Consider the following 14,494-nt stretch of genomic DNA (forward strand, 5'->3'; position numbering starts at 1 on the left):
TCCCACGGCCAGGCCGGCGAACACCGGCAGCGGGAAGCCGGGCAGCAGGCCCAGCAGCAGCACCAGTACCGCGCCGGTGCCGAGTACGACGTTGCTGTTGAACAGTTCGCCCAGGATGTTGGCGCCCAGGTTGTTGCTCTCGCCGCTGACCCGGGTGACGATGAAACCGGCGCTGATGCAGATCAGCAGTGCGGGAATCTGTGCGACCAGGCCATCGCCGATGGTCAGCAGGGTGAAGGTGTTGAGCGCCTGCGAGAACGCCATGCCATGCTGCAGCATGCCCACGGCGATACCACCGAACAGGTTGACGAACACGATCACGATGCCGGCGATGGCATCGCCTTTCACGAACTTCATGGCACCGTCGTACGAGCCATAGAGCTGGCTTTCGCGTTCCACGTCGCGGCGGCGGCGCTGTGCTTCTTGCGAGGTGATCGCTTCGGCGCGCAGGTCCGCGTCGATGCTCATCTGCTTGCCGGGCATGCCGTCGAGCGAGAAGCGCGCCACCACTTCACCGATACGCTCGGAACCCTTGGTGATCACGATGAACTGGACCAGGGTGATGATGGCGAAGATCACCGCACCCACCACCAGGTTGTCGCCCACCACGAAATCGCCGAAGGCACTGATGATGTGGCCGGCATCGGCGTCGAGCAGGATCAGCCGGCTGGTGCTGACCGACAGCGCCAGCCGCATCAGCGTGGTGAACAGCAGTACCGAGGGGAACGTGGAGAAGTTGAGGATGCGCTCGACGTAGAACGAGCTCAGGAAAATCACGATGGCCACGGCCATGTTCAGGCCGATCAGCAGGTCGACCAGGATCGTCGGCAGCGGGATGATCAGCATGGCCACGATCACGGCCATCAGCACCACCAGGGCCAGTTCCGGGCGCAGGATGCCGCGGGCACGCTGGCCCCAGCCGCCTGCGGGGTTGTGGGTCACCGTGTTCATACGGCCACCCCACCGGCGTGGCCGGCGCTCCAGCGTTCGCGTTTCATGCTTTCCACCACCACCCTCTCCAGGGACTGCGCCGCGCGTTCACGCGCGAGGTCATCGCTCCATACCGCATCAGGCAGACCGCCCAGCGCGCGCCGCAGCGCCTGCACCAGGCGCGCACGTTCGGGCGCCGACAGCGCCACCCGCGCATCGGCCAGGGGGCCGGCAAACAGCCCGGCCCAGTCCTGCAGGCCGCGCACCACATCCAGCAACCCGCCGACCACCGCTTCGGCGGTGGTGGACAGCCGTGCCAGCAGCCGGTCGCGGGTGGCTTCCTGGACCAGCAGGTGGTCGGTCGAGCGCAGCACGGCCAGGTTGCGCACCTGGCGCAGCAGCCGGCCGAACTCCAGGTGCGAGGCACTGGGGTCGAGTGAGTACATGTCCGCGCCGAGCGCCTGCTCCATGAAGTCGACCACCTGCGCGCGCCGCTCGAATCCGTACAGCGCGATCCAGCCGGCGTATTCGCCCACGCAGTCCTGGTGGTTGCCGATGAAGTCGCGGTAGCTCTGGCGCAGCGCGCGGGCCGAGAACTGGCTGCCGCGCGCGGCCAGCCGCGCCTTGATCGCCACGTTCAGGCCACCGCGCGTAGCCGCGCCGTTGCCCTGCGCTGCGTCGTCGGCGAGCAGCTGCTCCATCGACTGCTGCAACAGCTCGCGCAATTCCTCCAGTTCGTCATCGGCGATCAGCGAACGCAGCACCGCCAGCATGTCGCTGGGATCGGGGAACAGCTGCCGGAGCAGCGCCAGCAACTGCACGGGGCTGCGCAGGCCGTCGAGCAGCGCGCGCAGGTCCGTGACCTTGGCGTGCACCTCATCGTCCAGTACATGGTCGATCCACGCCTGCGATTCCACGCTGGCACCGGTCTGTTGGCCGTCCCGGCGATTGCGCAGCGAGGCTACCAGCGCGGCCAGGTCGTCCTGCATGGACATGGCCGTGGCCAGCGAACCGGGCCTGGATGGCTTGCCCAGACCGGACAGCAGGTCCTTGGCGGTGTCATCACGGTCGCCCTGCGTGCTTGCCTGCCGCGGCGTCACCGGCAGCGGCGCGGAGACGGGTCGATTAATGGCCGGCAGTGCCATGCGCGCCCTCCACCGACTTCAGATGCGGGTGCAGCGCGCGGATCTGGTCACGCACGTCGTCGCCGACCCCCGGTCCATACACCTCGGGCATGCGGTAGCCATCCACCGGGTCGCTGCCGGTCAGCAGGCGCGGCTGGATCAGGAATACGCGCACCAGGCTTTCAGCCGTACGGCTGTTGTGACCGAACAGCTTGCCCACGCCGGGAATGCGGCGCAGGCCGGGAATGCCGCTGTAGCCGTCGTCGGCCTGCGTGCGGGTGTAGCCACCCACCAGCAGGCTGAGCTCCTGCGGCACCCGCGCCACGGTGTCGATCACGGTACGGTTGACCAGGGGCAGTGCGTCCACCGAGCGGGTGCCATCGGCGGCACCGTCCTCGATCTTCAGCTGCATTTCCACGTCGTTGCCGCTGGAGATGCGGGGACGCACGCTGATCAGGGTGCCGTAGGTCACCTGTTCCAGGGAGGTCGCACGCTCGCCCACCAGCTGGGTGTAGAAGGTCTGGTTGCTGTCGAAGTACGCCGGAATGTTCTCCTGGGTCAGCAGCACCGGGCGCGAGATGATGTGCGCGTCACCCTTGCTCGCCATGGCCTGGACCGAGGCCAGGAAGCGGCTGCCATCGAGGGTGCTCACCGAGGGCGACTGGTTGATGCCGATCGCCAGGCGGTTGCCGATGTTGATGCCGCCGCTCCAGTTCACGCCAAGGCGGTCCAGCTCGGTCTTCTTGATGTCGATGATCCACAGCGACATCTCGATCTGCTTGCGGGGCACGTCCAGTTCGCCCACCAGGCGCTTGACCTGTTCGATCTGCGCCAGCGTGCCGCGCACGATCAGGCTGTTGGTTTCCGAATACGCCATCACCACTGCCGGGGTCGGGCCACTGGGCACGGTGCTGGCGACCTGGGCCACGGGCTGCGCCGCGGGGGTGGCGGGGAGTAGTTCCTCGGTGATGGTGGAGGGGTCGACCGGCAGCGACGGCTGCTTGACCACCGCGCCGAAGTCGCCCAGCTGCAGCACCCCGGCCAGCACTTCAGCGATGCCCGGCAGGCCGACTTCCGTGCTGCGGATCCCGTAGCGGCGACCATTGACGAAACTGTGCTCCAGCTTGATCACTTCCACGTGGTGCGGGCTGGCGTCGGCGCCTTCATACAGGTCGTCCAGATAGCGCGCCGCGTTCATCACGATGTCCACGTACACCGGCGGGCCGGCCACGTAGAAGGTGCCATCGGCGCCGCCGCCGCGCACCGGGTAGCGGGTATCGGACAACCGCGCCTTGCGCAGAAAGTCCGACAACGTGGCGATGGAGGTGTGCCGCAGGCGGCCCACGGCGTTTTTCTGCTCGTCGGCGTCGTAGACGTAGATGGACTGGCCGTCGCTGTACCAGACCAGGCCCAGTTCGGCGGAGACCTTGGCCAGCACGTCGAGCGGGCGGGCCAGATCGAAGCTGCCGCTCACCTTTTTCTTCAGTGCCTTGGGGCTGATCACCACGGCCTGGCGAGCACGCGCGCCGATGGCATTGAGCAGGTGGCTGGCGCTGTCGGCGCGGGAAACGAAGCCGGAGGCATGCGGCAGGTCGGCGCGATCCTGGATCGCGGTGCCTTCCAGCGGGGTCTGTGCGAAGGCGAAGGAAGGAACGGTCAGCAACAACAAGTACAACGTCAGGGAACGCATGGATCACTCGTTGGGCGTCGAGACGGCCCGGTAGACGGAAAGGGGCGAACAACCGATCAGCGATTTCACGTCGGTGCAGAAGTGCGACAGCGACGCGTAGCCGTGATCGGCGGCGAGGTAGGTGAACGAGCGCGCGCGGCCGGGATAGGCCAGCAGCGCGCGCGCGGCGCGCTGGATGCGCAGCTCGCGCTTGAGCGGGCGGCCCAGTACCTGCCGGCAGCGCCGGTGGAACTGCGCCGAAGACAGGCCATAGCGCTGGGCCAGGGCGGCCACGGAGTTTTCGCCGCCTTCGTCCAGCAGGAAACGCATCAGGCCGTAGCTTTCGCTGCGCGCCAGGTGGCGCAGCAGCTGGGTTGCTTGGCCGTCGTCAGGCTGGCCGGCACCGCGGGCGAGCTGGTCAATCAGCCAGGCAGCCGCCACATCGGGGTCTTCCAGCGCGGCCTGTGCCACCCAGCACACCGGCTGCGGCTCACCGGCCGGGCGCAGCACGTTGCTGGCATGGTCGAAGTGGGCCAGCGCCCGTGCCATGCCACTGCCGGCCAGCGCGACGGCGTTCAGCGCGCTGTTGCGCGGCAGCGGCACGCCGGCCAACAGCAGGCGGTCACCGGGCGCAAGCTGAATGACCTGCCCAGCGACGGTGAGGTCGATGGGGTCCTGCCCTGCATTGACGATGACGTGCATCCGACCACTCCCGTTCAGGCATTTGCCGAGGCGGGACGCGGTCTGCGGCCCTTCTCGATGAGGGCTGCATGTTGGAGACGGCCGGGGGGCAAGGCTCTACAAGAAGTTAGAAAGCCGGCGCGAGTTGCGGTATTTGTAGCGACCCCACTCAGACGGTTGCGCCGATGCGCCACCAGGAATCGATCCCATGACACCGCTGCTCGGCATCCACCATGTCGCTCTGATCTGTGCCGATTACGACCGTTCGCGCGACTTCTACGTCCGCGTGCTCGGCCTCACGGTCAAGGCCGAACACCACCGCGCCGCGCGCGATTCGTGGAAGCTGGACCTGGCCCTGCCTGACGGTGGCCAGCTCGAGCTGTTCTCCTTCCCGTCGCCGCCGCCGCGGCCCAGTCGCCCGGAGGCGCAGGGCCTGCGCCACCTGGCCTTCCGGGTGGCTGCACTGGAGCCAATGATTGAACGCCTCGCGGCCGAAGGCGTGCCCTGCGAGCCGATCCGCGTTGACGAGTACACCGGCCAGCGCTTCACCTTCTTCGCCGACCCCGACGGGCTGCCGCTGGAGCTGTACGAAGCCACCTGAATGCGTTGTGGCTGACCGGCGGAATGCGTTCCGTACCAGAGCGAATGGGTATACAGTCCAGCTGTCCCGGCCCCGCGCCGGCATTCACGTACATCCCTGGGAGGGGAACATGCGCAAGACCTTCAAGACCCTGCTGCTGGCACTGCCGCTGGTGATGGCCGCGATGTCGGCCTCGGCGGCCGACGGCGCGGTAGGCCGCTGGAAGACCATCGATGACAAGACCGGCAAGGTGAAGTCCATCGTGGAGATCACCCAGGCCACCAATGGCACGTTGAGCGGAAAGGTGGTGGAAGTACTGCACTCGGACAAGGGCCCGAACCCGGTCTGTGACGACTGCAGCGGCGCCAACAAGGGCAAGCCGGTAAAGGGCATGACCATCCTGTGGAACCTGAAGCAGGACAAGGGCAGCACCACCAACTGGTCCGGCGGCACCGTGCTGGACCCGGCCAACGGCAAGACCTACAAGTCCAAGCTGGAGCTGCAGCCGGGTGGCAAGAAGCTGGACATGTCCGGCTGCGTGGCGTTCATCTGCCGCGCCCAGACCTGGGTACGCGAGTAAATCCCGCCGCGTAAAGCGCTGGCAGATCAACGACATGGGGCTGGCGCGGGATGACCGCGCCGGCCCTTCGTCTTTCCGGGGAGCATGCGATAATCCCGCGTTCCCCCCGCACCCGCGCAGATCATGACCCGCACCGCTCTTGTCACCACCGCACTGCCCTACGCCAACGGCCCGCTGCACCTGGGCCATCTGGTTGGCTACATCCAGGCTGATATCTGGGTGCGCGCGCGGCGAATGAGCGGCGGCAAGACCTGGTTCGTATGCGCCGACGACACCCACGGCACCCCGATCATGCTGGCGGCCGAAAAGGCCGGCGTGACCCCGGAAGCGTTCATCGCCAACATCCAGGCCAGCCACGAGCGCGATTTCGCCGCCTTCGGCGTTGCGTTCGATCATTACGACTCGACCAACTCGGCCGGCAACAAGGCCCTGACCGAGGCGTTCTACCTCAAGCTCGAGACGGAAGGCCACATCACGCGCCGTTCCGTGGCCCAGTTCTACGACCCGGCCAAGGGCATGTTCCTGCCCGACCGCTACATCAAGGGCATCTGCCCCAACTGCGGCACGCCTGACCAGTACGGGGACAACTGCGAAGTGTGCGGCGCCACCTACGCCCCCACCGACCTGAAGGACCCGCGCTCGGTCATTTCCGGCGCCACGCCGGAAATCCGCGATTCGGAGCACTTCTTCTTCGAGGTCGGTCGGTTCGAAAGCTTCCTGCGCGAATGGCTGGCCGGCGATGTCGCCCTGCCCGGGGTGAAGGCCAAGCTGGGTGAGTGGCTCAATGCCGAAGGCGGCCTGCGCGCGTGGGACATTTCCCGCGATGCGCCCTATTTCGGCTTCCAGATCCCGGGCCACCCGGGCAAGTACTTCTACGTGTGGCTGGATGCGCCGATCGGCTACCTGTCCAGCTTCCAGGCGCTGTGCGCGAAGAACGGCGAGGATTTCGACGCGCACTTGCGCGCCGGCACCAGCACCGAACTGCACCACTTCATCGGCAAGGACATCGTCAACTTCCACGGCCTGTTCTGGCCGGCGGTGCTGCACGGCACCGGCCACCGCGCGCCGACCCGCCTGCACGTGAACGGCTACCTCACCGTGGACGGCGCGAAGATGTCCAAGTCGCGCGGTACGTTCGTCATGGCCCGCACCTTCCTGGATGCCGGGCTGGAGCCGGAAGCGCTGCGCTATTACTTCGCGGCCAAGTCGTCGGGTGGCGTGGACGATCTCGACCTGAACCTGGGCGACTTCATCGCGCGGGTCAACGCCGACCTGGTGGGCAAGTTCGTCAACCTGGCCAGCCGCTGCGCCGGTTTCATCAGCAAGCGCTTCGACGGCCGCCTGGCCGACGCGCTGCCCGATGCTGCGCAGTACGACCGCTTCGTGGCCGCGCTGGCGCCGGTGCGCGAGGCGTACGAGCGCAATGATCCGGCTGCCGCGCTGCGCCTGACGATGGCGCTGGCCGACGAGGCCAACCGTTACATCGACGAGCAGAAACCGTGGGTGATCGCCAAGCAGGAGGGCGCCGACGCGCAGCTGCAGTCGGTGTGCACCCAGGGCCTGAACCTGTTCCGCGTGCTGGTCACCGCGCTCAAGCCGGTGCTGCCGGCTACTGCCGCGCAGGCCGAAACATTCCTGGCCGCCCCGGTGCTGCGCTGGACCGACATCGCCTCGCCGCTGCTGGCCCACACCATCGCCGTGTACAGCCCGCTGTTCACCCGTATCGACCCGAAAATGATTGACGCCATGACCGACGCTTCCAAAGACACTCTCGCCGCCCCCGCACCTGCGGCCCCGGCCAAGCCCGCCAAGCCGGCGGCGCCTGCGGCCGCGCCGGCCGCCGCTCCCGCTGCGACGGCGGAAGGCCCGGCGTATATCGGTATTGAGGATTTCGCCAAGCTGGACCTGCGCATCGGCAAGGTGCTGGCCTGCGAGTTCGTCGAAGGCTCGGACAAGCTGCTGCGCTTCGAACTGGATGCCGGTGAGCTGGGCAAGCGCCAGATCTTCTCCGGTATCCGTGCCAGCTATGGCGAACCCGAAGCGCTGGTCGGCCGCAGCGTGGTGTTCATCGCCAACCTGGCCCCGCGCAAGATGCGCTTCGGCGTGAGCGAAGGCATGATCCTGTCGGCCGGCTTCGACGGTGGCGCGTTGGCGCTGCTCGATGCCGACAGCAGCGCGCTGCCGGGCATGCCGGTTCGCTGATGCCTGCCGGGAGGGCGTAGATGGAATTGGCCCTTGTCGACTTCGATCACACCGTCACCGACTGCGATACGTACGCGCGTTTCCTGCGCCGGGTGGCCACGCCGGAGCAGTTGGCCCAGGCGTGGTGGAAGGTGGGTCCGTGGCTGTTGGCCTATCGGTTGAAGTTGATTTCCGCCGAGCGCATCCGTGCGCGCGTGACCCGGTTGACCCTGCGCGACCGCCACGCCGACGATATCGCCACCCTGGCAGCCGGGTTCTCCCGCGAGGTGCTGCCCGAGGTGGTGCGCCCGCAGATGCTGGAGCAGATCCGCTGGCACCTGCAGCAGCGGCATACGGTGGTGATCGTGTCCGGTTCGCTGGACCTGTACCTGCGACCGTGGTGCGAGGCGCTGGGGCTGGACCTGATCTGCAACCGGCTGGAAAGCCAGGACGGCCGCCTGACCGGGCGTTATGCCGAGGGTGACTGCGCGCCGCACAAGGCCGACCGCATCCGTGCGCGTTATGACCTGTCACGTTACGTGCGCATCCATGCGTACGGCGACAGCCGCGAAGACCGGCCGATGCTCGCATTGGCGCAGGAACGCTGGTACCGCGGAAAGCCCCTGAAATGAAGCTCCCGCGCAGCCGACGCCACGCATGACATCGCCTTCCCTACCCCTGGTCGAACGCCTTGACCGCCTGCTGCCGCAGACCCAATGCGGTCAGTGCGGTTACGACGGCTGCCGTCCGTACGCCGAGGCGATGGCGCGTGGCGAGGCAGGCGTAGACCACTGTCCGCCCGGGGGTGATGAGGGCGCGCGCGCGCTGGCACGCGTGCTGGAAGTGCCGGCGCTGCCGTTCGACCGCAGCCGCGGCGAGCACAAGCCCGCGCAGGTCGCGCGGGTGATCGAGGCCGACTGCATCGGCTGCACCAAGTGCATCCAGGCGTGCCCGGTGGATGCGATCGTGGGCGGCGCCAAGTACATGCACGCCGTCATCGCCGATCTGTGTACCGGTTGCGAATTGTGCATTCCACCGTGTCCGGTGGACTGCATTGAACTGGTGCTTACGGCAACGCGGCCGTAATCACGATCTCCACTTTCCAGCTCGGGTCGGCCAGCTTGGCTTCCACCGTCGCACGCGCCGGGGTCATGCCGCTGACCACCCATTCGTCCCACGCCGCGTTCATGCCGGCGAAATCGCCGATGTCGGCCAGGTAGACCTCCGCGCGCAGCACGTGCTGCTTGTCGCTGGCCACCAGCGCCAGCAGCTTGTCGATCTCGGCCAGCACCTGCCGGGTCTGGCCGGTGATGTCCTGGCTGGTGTCTTCGGGGATCTGCCCGGACAGGTAAGCGACCTTGTTGTGCACGGTCATCTCGGACATGCGCGGACCGACGTCGAAACGTTCCAACATGGCGATGGCTCCTCTGTGATGGTCCAGGCATTGTCGCCGAAGCGGGGTCACGCTGTCGTTGCGGCCGATCCAAGCGGCCACAGCGCGCACAGCCACCCGGCTTGGCAAGTCCCCGGCGGAAGCGCACGATGCGCCGGCGAAGCACGCTGGCGTGCTTTGACCTCTCCATCGCCTGCCCCGGAGCACGCTGTACCGATGACCGATCCTGCACCTGCCCCCTCGTCCCGCGTCGGCTGGCGCCGCGCGGCGACCGTCGTCTTCAGCCTGGGCATCCTGGCGCTGGCCCTGCGTGGCCTGGCCAACGAATTCGACGACCACGGCTATCGCGCCATCCGTGAGGCCTTCCACCAGCTGGGCGCTGGCCAGATCGCACTGACCGTCATCCTGGGCCTGGCCAGCTACGCCTGCCTGATCGGATTTGACGCGATCGGCCTACGCCGCAGCGGCAAGCGCCTGCACCCGGCCCGGGTGGGCATCACTGCCTTCCTCGCCCACACCCTGGGGCAGACGCTGGGCTTTGCGGCACTGACCGGCGGTGCCGTGCGCCTGCGCGGCTATGGCGGCGCCGGGCTGAGCCTGGCCGAGATCGGCCAGGTGGTACTGATGAGCACGCTGGGTTTCGTGTTCGGCGCCTGGCTGCTGTTGGCGCTGGCGTTCCTGCTGGAACCGGGCGCCGCCGCACTCGCATTGCCCGTGTCGGCGCAGGCCGTACGCGTGCTCGGCGCGGCAGGCCTGCTCGCCTACGTGGGCACGGTGCTGCTGGTCGGGCGCGAGGGCCGCAGCTTCCAGATCCGCGGGCACGCGCTGTGGCTGCCCGATCGCCGCACGATGCTGGGCGTGACCGCGCTCAGCGTGGTGGAGCTGGTGCTGGCCAGCGCGGCGTTCTACGTGCTGCTGCCGATGGATACCCCGACCGGGCTGCCCGGGTTTGTCGGCCTGTATCTGGTGGCCGTGCTGGCCGGACTGATTTCCAGCGTGCCGGCCGGGTTGGGGGTGTTCGAGTGGAGCCTGCTCAAGCTGCTGCCGCAGGTGGCGCCAGCTGCGGTGCTTGCAGCGGCCCTGATCTATCGGGTCACCTACTACGTGCTGCCGTTGCTGCTGGCCACCGTGCTGGCCGTGGCGCCGGCACTTCGCCGTCCGCTACGCGTGGGTGCCGGCGCTACCCGCGCGGGTTGGACCGCGCTGCGGCCCTGGCTGCCGCAGATCATCGCGCTGGCGGTGTTCAGCGTGGGCGCCGCGCTGGTGATCGACGGCACCCTGCCCACCCCGCGCCGGCACCTGCTGCACGCTTCGCTGCCGATCCTGGAGACCTCGCACCTGCTCGGCAGCCTGGCCGGCGTGGTGCTGCTGCTGATCGGCCAGGGTCTGCAGCGGCGCAGCCATGCGGCCTGGATGCTGGCATTGGCGATCTGCGTGATCGCGCCGCTGCCGATCTGGCTGCGCGGCGGGCAGGTGCTGATCGCGCTGGCCTCGGTGTTGGTGGCGATGGCGCTGTGGGCGTCGCGTCGCGAGTTCTACCGGCAGGGCGCGCTGCTCGACGAAGCGTGGTCGTGGCCGTGGATCCGCAACCTGGGTCTGGTGCTGGTGGCGGTGATCTGGCTGCTGTTCTTCGTCTACAGCCATGTCGAATACCAGAACGAGCTGTGGTGGCAGTTCGCCGCGCAGGGCAACGCACCGCGTGCGTTGCGCGCACTGCTGGTGGTGGCAATCGCGTTGGCCATCTTCGGCCTGGCGCGGCTGCTGCACAGCACCCGCACGCCCCTGCCGGCAGCCGACCCGGCCACGCTCGACGCGCTGGCGCCGATCCTGCAGGCGGCGCAGGACACCCAGGCCTGCCTGGTGCTCACCGCCGACAAGGCCGTACTGCGCGACGATGCCGGGCGCGGCTTCGTGATGATGCAGCGCTACGGCGGTTCGCTGATCGCGATGGGCGATCCGGTCGGGCCCCCCGACGTCGCACGCGCCTTGATCTGGCGCTTCCGCGAGGAGGCGGATCGCCTTGGCCTGCGCCCGGTGTTCTATCAGGTCGGCGAAGCGTACTGGCAGACCTATCTGGACCTTGGGCTGACCCTGGTGAAACTGGGCGAGGAAGCGATGGTGCCGCTGCAGGACTTCGGGCTGGAGGGACGCGAACGCGCCGACCTGCGCCAGGCCTGGAACCGGGGCAAGCGCGGCGGCCTCAGCTTCCGCGTTGCACCGCCCGGCGAGGTTGCCGCGTTGATTCCCGCGCTGGCCGCGGTATCGCAGCAGTGGCTGGACGACAAGGCCGGCGACGAGAAAGGCTTCTCACTGGGCAGTTTCGATCCGGATTACCTGGTGCGCTTCCCGGTGGCCGTGGTCGAGGCCGAGGGCCGCATCGTCGCCTTCGCCAACCTGTGGCAGGCACCGGCCGGGCACGAGCTGTCAGTGGACCTGATGCGGCACGTCGACGATGCACCGAAAGGCACGATGGATTTCCTGTTCATCGAACTGTTCCTGTGGGGGCGTGCGCAGGGCTTCCACCGTTTCTCGCTGGGCATGGCGCCCTTGTCGGGGCTTGCCCAGCACCGCCTGGCCGGCCGCTGGAACCGCTTTGCCAACGTGGTCGCACGGCACGGCGAGCGCTTCTACGGCTTCAGCGGGCTGCGCCGCTTCAAATCCAAGTTCGCGCCGCAGTGGCGCGCACGTTATCTGGCGGCGCCGGGCGGCATGCACCTGCCGGCGGCGCTGCTGGATGCGACACGGTTGATCTCACTGGCACCGCGTAAGACGTAACGCCGCAGTCAGGACCCGGGCTTCATCTGCGCGAACGCCGCAGTGAAGCCGGCAATGCTCTCGCTGCCGTGCACGGCGTTCAGCGCCTGCTCGGCCAAGGCACGCTCCTCCCATATCCACGCGAGCTTGGGGTCTTCCCCCAGTTCGCGCCAAACGGACTCGAGTCCCTCGATGGAAGGTTGCGCGCCGTCGAACAAGGCCTGCGCGTAATCCAGGCTCGCCGGGCGCCAGGTGAGGTAGGCCACTGCACGCTGCGACAGCGGGATGCCGGTAACCGCGTCGGGCAGGAAGTAACGCGCGCTGGCAGGCCAGGTGGGCTGCACGTCCGGCGCATCCCCTGGCGCTGCCGCCAGCCGCTGGAGCGACTCACCGCTGACCTGCAGCACCTGCGGCTTGCCCTTTTCGCCGGCCGCCGCCGAACGCTTGTCGCTGCCGAGGATGAACGCGTACGCCCTGTCCTGCTGCGCGCGGGCGGCCATTTCCACCACCGCGTTGCGGAGCTTCAGGCAATCCGCGCCGATCGCGGTCGCGCCACCGGCCTTGGTTTCACCCACCAGCACCACGTCGTTGCCGTGCATCAGCAGGAAATCGAGCTCTCCCTTGACGTGCCTGCTCTCCGCCGGGCGCAGCGCAGGCGGGACGTTGGCACCACGGACGATGCGATAGCCCGGATCCTCACTGGAAGCGGTCGCCTCGTTCATTGCGTTGCAGAGCTGTGTCAGTGCGGTGCCGACGCGATCTTCCACGTCCCGCCCGCGCGCGCCGCCACCGCTTCGGGACTGATGCGGTGCCCGCTGCGCCAGATATTCGATCACGCTGGCGTCCCGTTCCAGTTCCTGCTTTTCGGCCAGCACGTCCGCATGCGGCGCGAAGTCGGCCGCGATTTTTTCGCCCAGCGCGCAGGCGCCGGCCGTCACCCTGGCCCAGTCGCCCCTGCCTGCCCGGGCATCGTCCACGGCGGCGGCGAGCGCTTCCAGGTGTGTCTTTCTGGCTGGATCCGGTTCGCGCTCGATGCGCGCAGGATGCGCGAGGTTCCTCAACTTCTTCGCGGCCTGCAGCGCGGCCTCGCATTTCGGGGAAGCGACAAGCAGGCGATAGTCCTTCACCTTGGGAAAACGATGCTGCAGGATCGCCTTGCGCAGGTCGACGTCATTGTCCCTGACCAACCGCTCCAGCGTTTCCTTCAAGCCTGCGCAGAACTGCTCGCGGGTGGAGGCATTACGGTCGCCCGCGCGCCAGAGCGACAGGGCGTCGGCCATCTTCTGCGCGGAAGACCCATCTCCCGCCCGGGGCGCGGAGCGGTCATCGGCCATCAGCGCGTACAAGCGCCGTTCGATGGGCGCATTGGGGATCATCGCCGGCGCCTGCAGGGGTTCGACCGCACCATCAACGCGCCGGCAGGTGCTCAAGCAGCGTCTTTGCCAAGCGGTCGTAGTCGCCCTTGAAATGGTGGTCGCCCGGCAGCGCAATCACCGTGGCGCCGCCCTTCGGCAGCTCCGGGCACAGTGCATCGCCATCGTCCTCGCCGTACAGGCACACCGTCCGGTCCGCCGGCAACCGGGCGATCTCAGGCGCAATGGGCAGGCCATCCGCGCCGCCGCCCAGCCAGTTGCTGACATGGAATTCGTAATCCGCCTTGCGCCCTACCGACATCAGGCCGATCAATGCGATCGACCCGCGCGTGGCCGGGTCGAGCTGGTTGATGGCGGCCGGCAGGACATCGGCGCCCTGCGAGAAGCCCACCAGCAGCAGCCGCTTGCGCTGCCACTGGCTGCCGTAATGGCGTGCGATGCGTTCCAGATCGCGGGCGAAGCCTTCGGGCGTGCGCGCCGTCCAGAAATAGCGCAGCGAATCCAGGCCGACCACCGAAATGCCGTTCTCGCTGAGCGCGGCGGCGACATCCTTGTCCAGCCCCGCCCAGCCGCCGTCGCCGGAAACGAAGATGGCCAGGGTGTCGCCGCCCTTCTGCGCGGGCACTTCCACGACCGGCAAGCCGTTGAGGCCATCCGGCGGCGGCGCCAGGCTGACACCCTTCTGCGCACCGATGACCTGGGCGGCCGCCAACAGGCCTGGCAGGTCATCGCCACGCGCGGTGCGTTGGAACTGCCGCCCCATCTCCACCTTGTGCACGAACGCTGTGGCGTCACCTGCCGCGCACTTGCGGTCACCGGCGGCGTTCAGCCACGGAAACGCCAACTCCGCCGGCTGCAGGCGGCCATGGCTGACACCGGCGCCGCACACCGCGCGCTCGCGCGCCTGGTCGGGACAGAACCCGGTGGTGATCAAGCCGGCGAAGACCTGCGTATCGGCCTGCGCCGCCACTGCATAGGCCAGCTCGGCGCCGCTGCCATCGCCGCCGATCAGCGGCAGGTGGTAACCGGGCACGTGCAGGTACGCCTGGAACCAGCGCGAGAAATTCTCCACGTCGCCTGCGCCAAAGCTGCACTTGCCGCCCCCTTCGTGGGCCAGACCGGTGCGCAGCCGGGCCACATCGACCTGGGCCACCAGGGCGCCCTGCGCGCGCAGGGCCTCGATGCGCTCGCGCGTGCGCTGGGGTTCACTGCCACCATCGAACCAGACA

The 14,494-nt window shown here is 68.1% G+C and carries 13 protein-coding genes; 6 read left to right on the plus strand and 7 right to left on the minus strand.

The features are described 5' to 3' along the window. The 4 genes from ACQG3P_RS07340 to ACQG3P_RS07355 form a co-directional block, all read right to left on the minus strand. Positions 1-951 (minus strand): FHIPEP family type III secretion protein (locus tag ACQG3P_RS07340; RefSeq protein ID WP_426804660.1); only part of this gene is annotated, 951 nt, incomplete at its 3' end. Further along, positions 948-2,075 carry a type III secretion system gatekeeper subunit SctW gene (gene sctW, locus ACQG3P_RS07345; protein ID WP_426804661.1) on the minus strand — a complete coding sequence of 376 codons (1,128 nt, stop codon included), beginning with the start codon at positions 2,073-2,075 and terminating at the stop codon, positions 948-950. The genes ACQG3P_RS07340 and sctW, both read right to left, overlap by 4 nt. Then, entirely contained in the window at positions 2,056-3,744 is a 1,689-nt protein-coding gene (gene sctC / locus ACQG3P_RS07350) for a type III secretion system outer membrane ring subunit SctC (RefSeq protein ID WP_320457455.1), read from the minus strand. Before sctC ends, sctW begins: the two co-directional genes overlap by 20 nt. A 3-nt stretch (positions 3,745-3,747) precedes the next feature. Further along, entirely contained in the window at positions 3,748-4,425 is a 678-nt protein-coding gene (locus tag ACQG3P_RS07355) for a helix-turn-helix domain-containing protein (protein ID WP_426804662.1), read from the minus strand. Positions 4,426-4,612: 187 nt separating this feature from the next. On the opposite strand from ACQG3P_RS07355, the gene gloA2 reads away from it, so the two are divergent. The 5 genes from gloA2 (at position 4,613) to rnfB (ending at position 8,831) form a co-directional block, all read left to right on the plus strand. Beyond that, entirely contained in the window at positions 4,613-5,005 is a 393-nt protein-coding gene (gloA2, locus tag ACQG3P_RS07360) for an SMU1112c/YaeR family gloxylase I-like metalloprotein (RefSeq protein ID WP_426804663.1), read from the plus strand. Positions 5,006-5,114: 109 nt separating this feature from the next. Continuing rightward, the gene (locus tag ACQG3P_RS07365) at positions 5,115-5,564 is read left to right on the plus strand and encodes a DUF2147 domain-containing protein (protein ID WP_184126449.1); all 450 of its coding nucleotides are present in this window, start codon (positions 5,115-5,117) and stop codon (positions 5,562-5,564) included. 123 nt (positions 5,565-5,687) lie between these two features. After that, complete coding sequence (metG, locus tag ACQG3P_RS07370) at positions 5,688-7,766, plus strand: methionine--tRNA ligase (protein WP_426804664.1); 2,079 nt, start codon at positions 5,688-5,690, stop codon at positions 7,764-7,766. Between the two features lie 20 nt (positions 7,767-7,786). Next, the gene (locus ACQG3P_RS07375; protein WP_210130802.1) at positions 7,787-8,377 is read left to right on the plus strand and encodes an HAD family hydrolase; all 591 of its coding nucleotides are present in this window, start codon (positions 7,787-7,789) and stop codon (positions 8,375-8,377) included. A 25-nt stretch (positions 8,378-8,402) separates the two neighbouring features. After that, positions 8,403-8,831 carry an Rnf electron transport complex subunit RnfB gene (rnfB, locus tag ACQG3P_RS07380; RefSeq protein WP_426804665.1) on the plus strand — a complete coding sequence of 143 codons (429 nt, stop codon included), beginning with the start codon at positions 8,403-8,405 and terminating at the stop codon, positions 8,829-8,831. Here rnfB and ACQG3P_RS07385 read toward each other — a convergent pair. After that, positions 8,812-9,159, minus strand: coding sequence for a RidA family protein (locus ACQG3P_RS07385; RefSeq protein ID WP_217537731.1), 348 nt, complete (start codon positions 9,157-9,159; stop codon positions 8,812-8,814). The genes rnfB and ACQG3P_RS07385 overlap by 20 nt on opposite strands. Positions 9,160-9,354: 195 nt before the next feature. Between ACQG3P_RS07385 and mprF the strand changes: the two genes are divergently transcribed. Further along, entirely contained in the window at positions 9,355-11,913 is a 2,559-nt protein-coding gene (mprF, locus tag ACQG3P_RS07390) for a bifunctional lysylphosphatidylglycerol flippase/synthetase MprF (RefSeq protein WP_426804666.1), read from the plus strand. 8 nt (positions 11,914-11,921) lie between these two features. Here mprF and ACQG3P_RS07395 read toward each other — a convergent pair whose 3' ends face one another. Together ACQG3P_RS07395 and ACQG3P_RS07400 are read right to left on the minus strand one after the other, a co-directional pair. Continuing rightward, a complete protein-coding gene (locus tag ACQG3P_RS07395) occupies positions 11,922-13,322 on the minus strand; it encodes a hypothetical protein (RefSeq protein WP_426804667.1) in 1,401 nt (466 codons plus the stop codon). After that, positions 13,300-14,494: virulence factor family protein (locus ACQG3P_RS07400; protein WP_426804668.1), on the minus strand; the 1,195-nt coding region annotated here is incomplete at its 5' end. The genes ACQG3P_RS07395 and ACQG3P_RS07400, both read right to left, overlap by 23 nt.

Origin of the sequence: Stenotrophomonas sp. SrG (assembly GCF_050031795.1) — a bacterium.
In the GTDB taxonomy this organism is placed as follows: domain Bacteria; phylum Pseudomonadota; class Gammaproteobacteria; order Xanthomonadales; family Xanthomonadaceae; genus Stenotrophomonas; species Stenotrophomonas rhizophila_A.

Excerpts from the sequence above, each read along its gene's own strand:
- rnfB (WP_426804665.1), top strand. The coding sequence starts at position 8,403 with ATGACATCGCCTTCCCTACCCCTGGTCGAACGCCTTGACCGCCTGCTG.
- ACQG3P_RS07385 (WP_217537731.1), bottom strand. The coding sequence starts at position 9,159 with ATGTTGGAACGTTTCGACGTCGGTCCGCGCATGTCCGAGATGACCGTG.
- ACQG3P_RS07355 (WP_426804662.1), bottom strand. The coding sequence starts at position 4,425 with ATGCACGTCATCGTCAATGCAGGGCAGGACCCCATCGACCTCACCGTC.
- metG (WP_426804664.1), top strand. The coding sequence starts at position 5,688 with ATGACCCGCACCGCTCTTGTCACCACCGCACTGCCCTACGCCAACGGC.
- sctW (WP_426804661.1), bottom strand. The coding sequence starts at position 2,075 with ATGGCACTGCCGGCCATTAATCGACCCGTCTCCGCGCCGCTGCCGGTG.
- mprF (WP_426804666.1), top strand. The coding sequence starts at position 9,355 with ATGACCGATCCTGCACCTGCCCCCTCGTCCCGCGTCGGCTGGCGCCGC.
- ACQG3P_RS07365 (WP_184126449.1), top strand. The coding sequence starts at position 5,115 with ATGCGCAAGACCTTCAAGACCCTGCTGCTGGCACTGCCGCTGGTGATG.
- gloA2 (WP_426804663.1), top strand. The coding sequence starts at position 4,613 with ATGACACCGCTGCTCGGCATCCACCATGTCGCTCTGATCTGTGCCGAT.
- sctC (WP_320457455.1), bottom strand. The coding sequence starts at position 3,744 with ATGCGTTCCCTGACGTTGTACTTGTTGTTGCTGACCGTTCCTTCCTTC.
- ACQG3P_RS07375 (WP_210130802.1), top strand. The coding sequence starts at position 7,787 with ATGGAATTGGCCCTTGTCGACTTCGATCACACCGTCACCGACTGCGAT.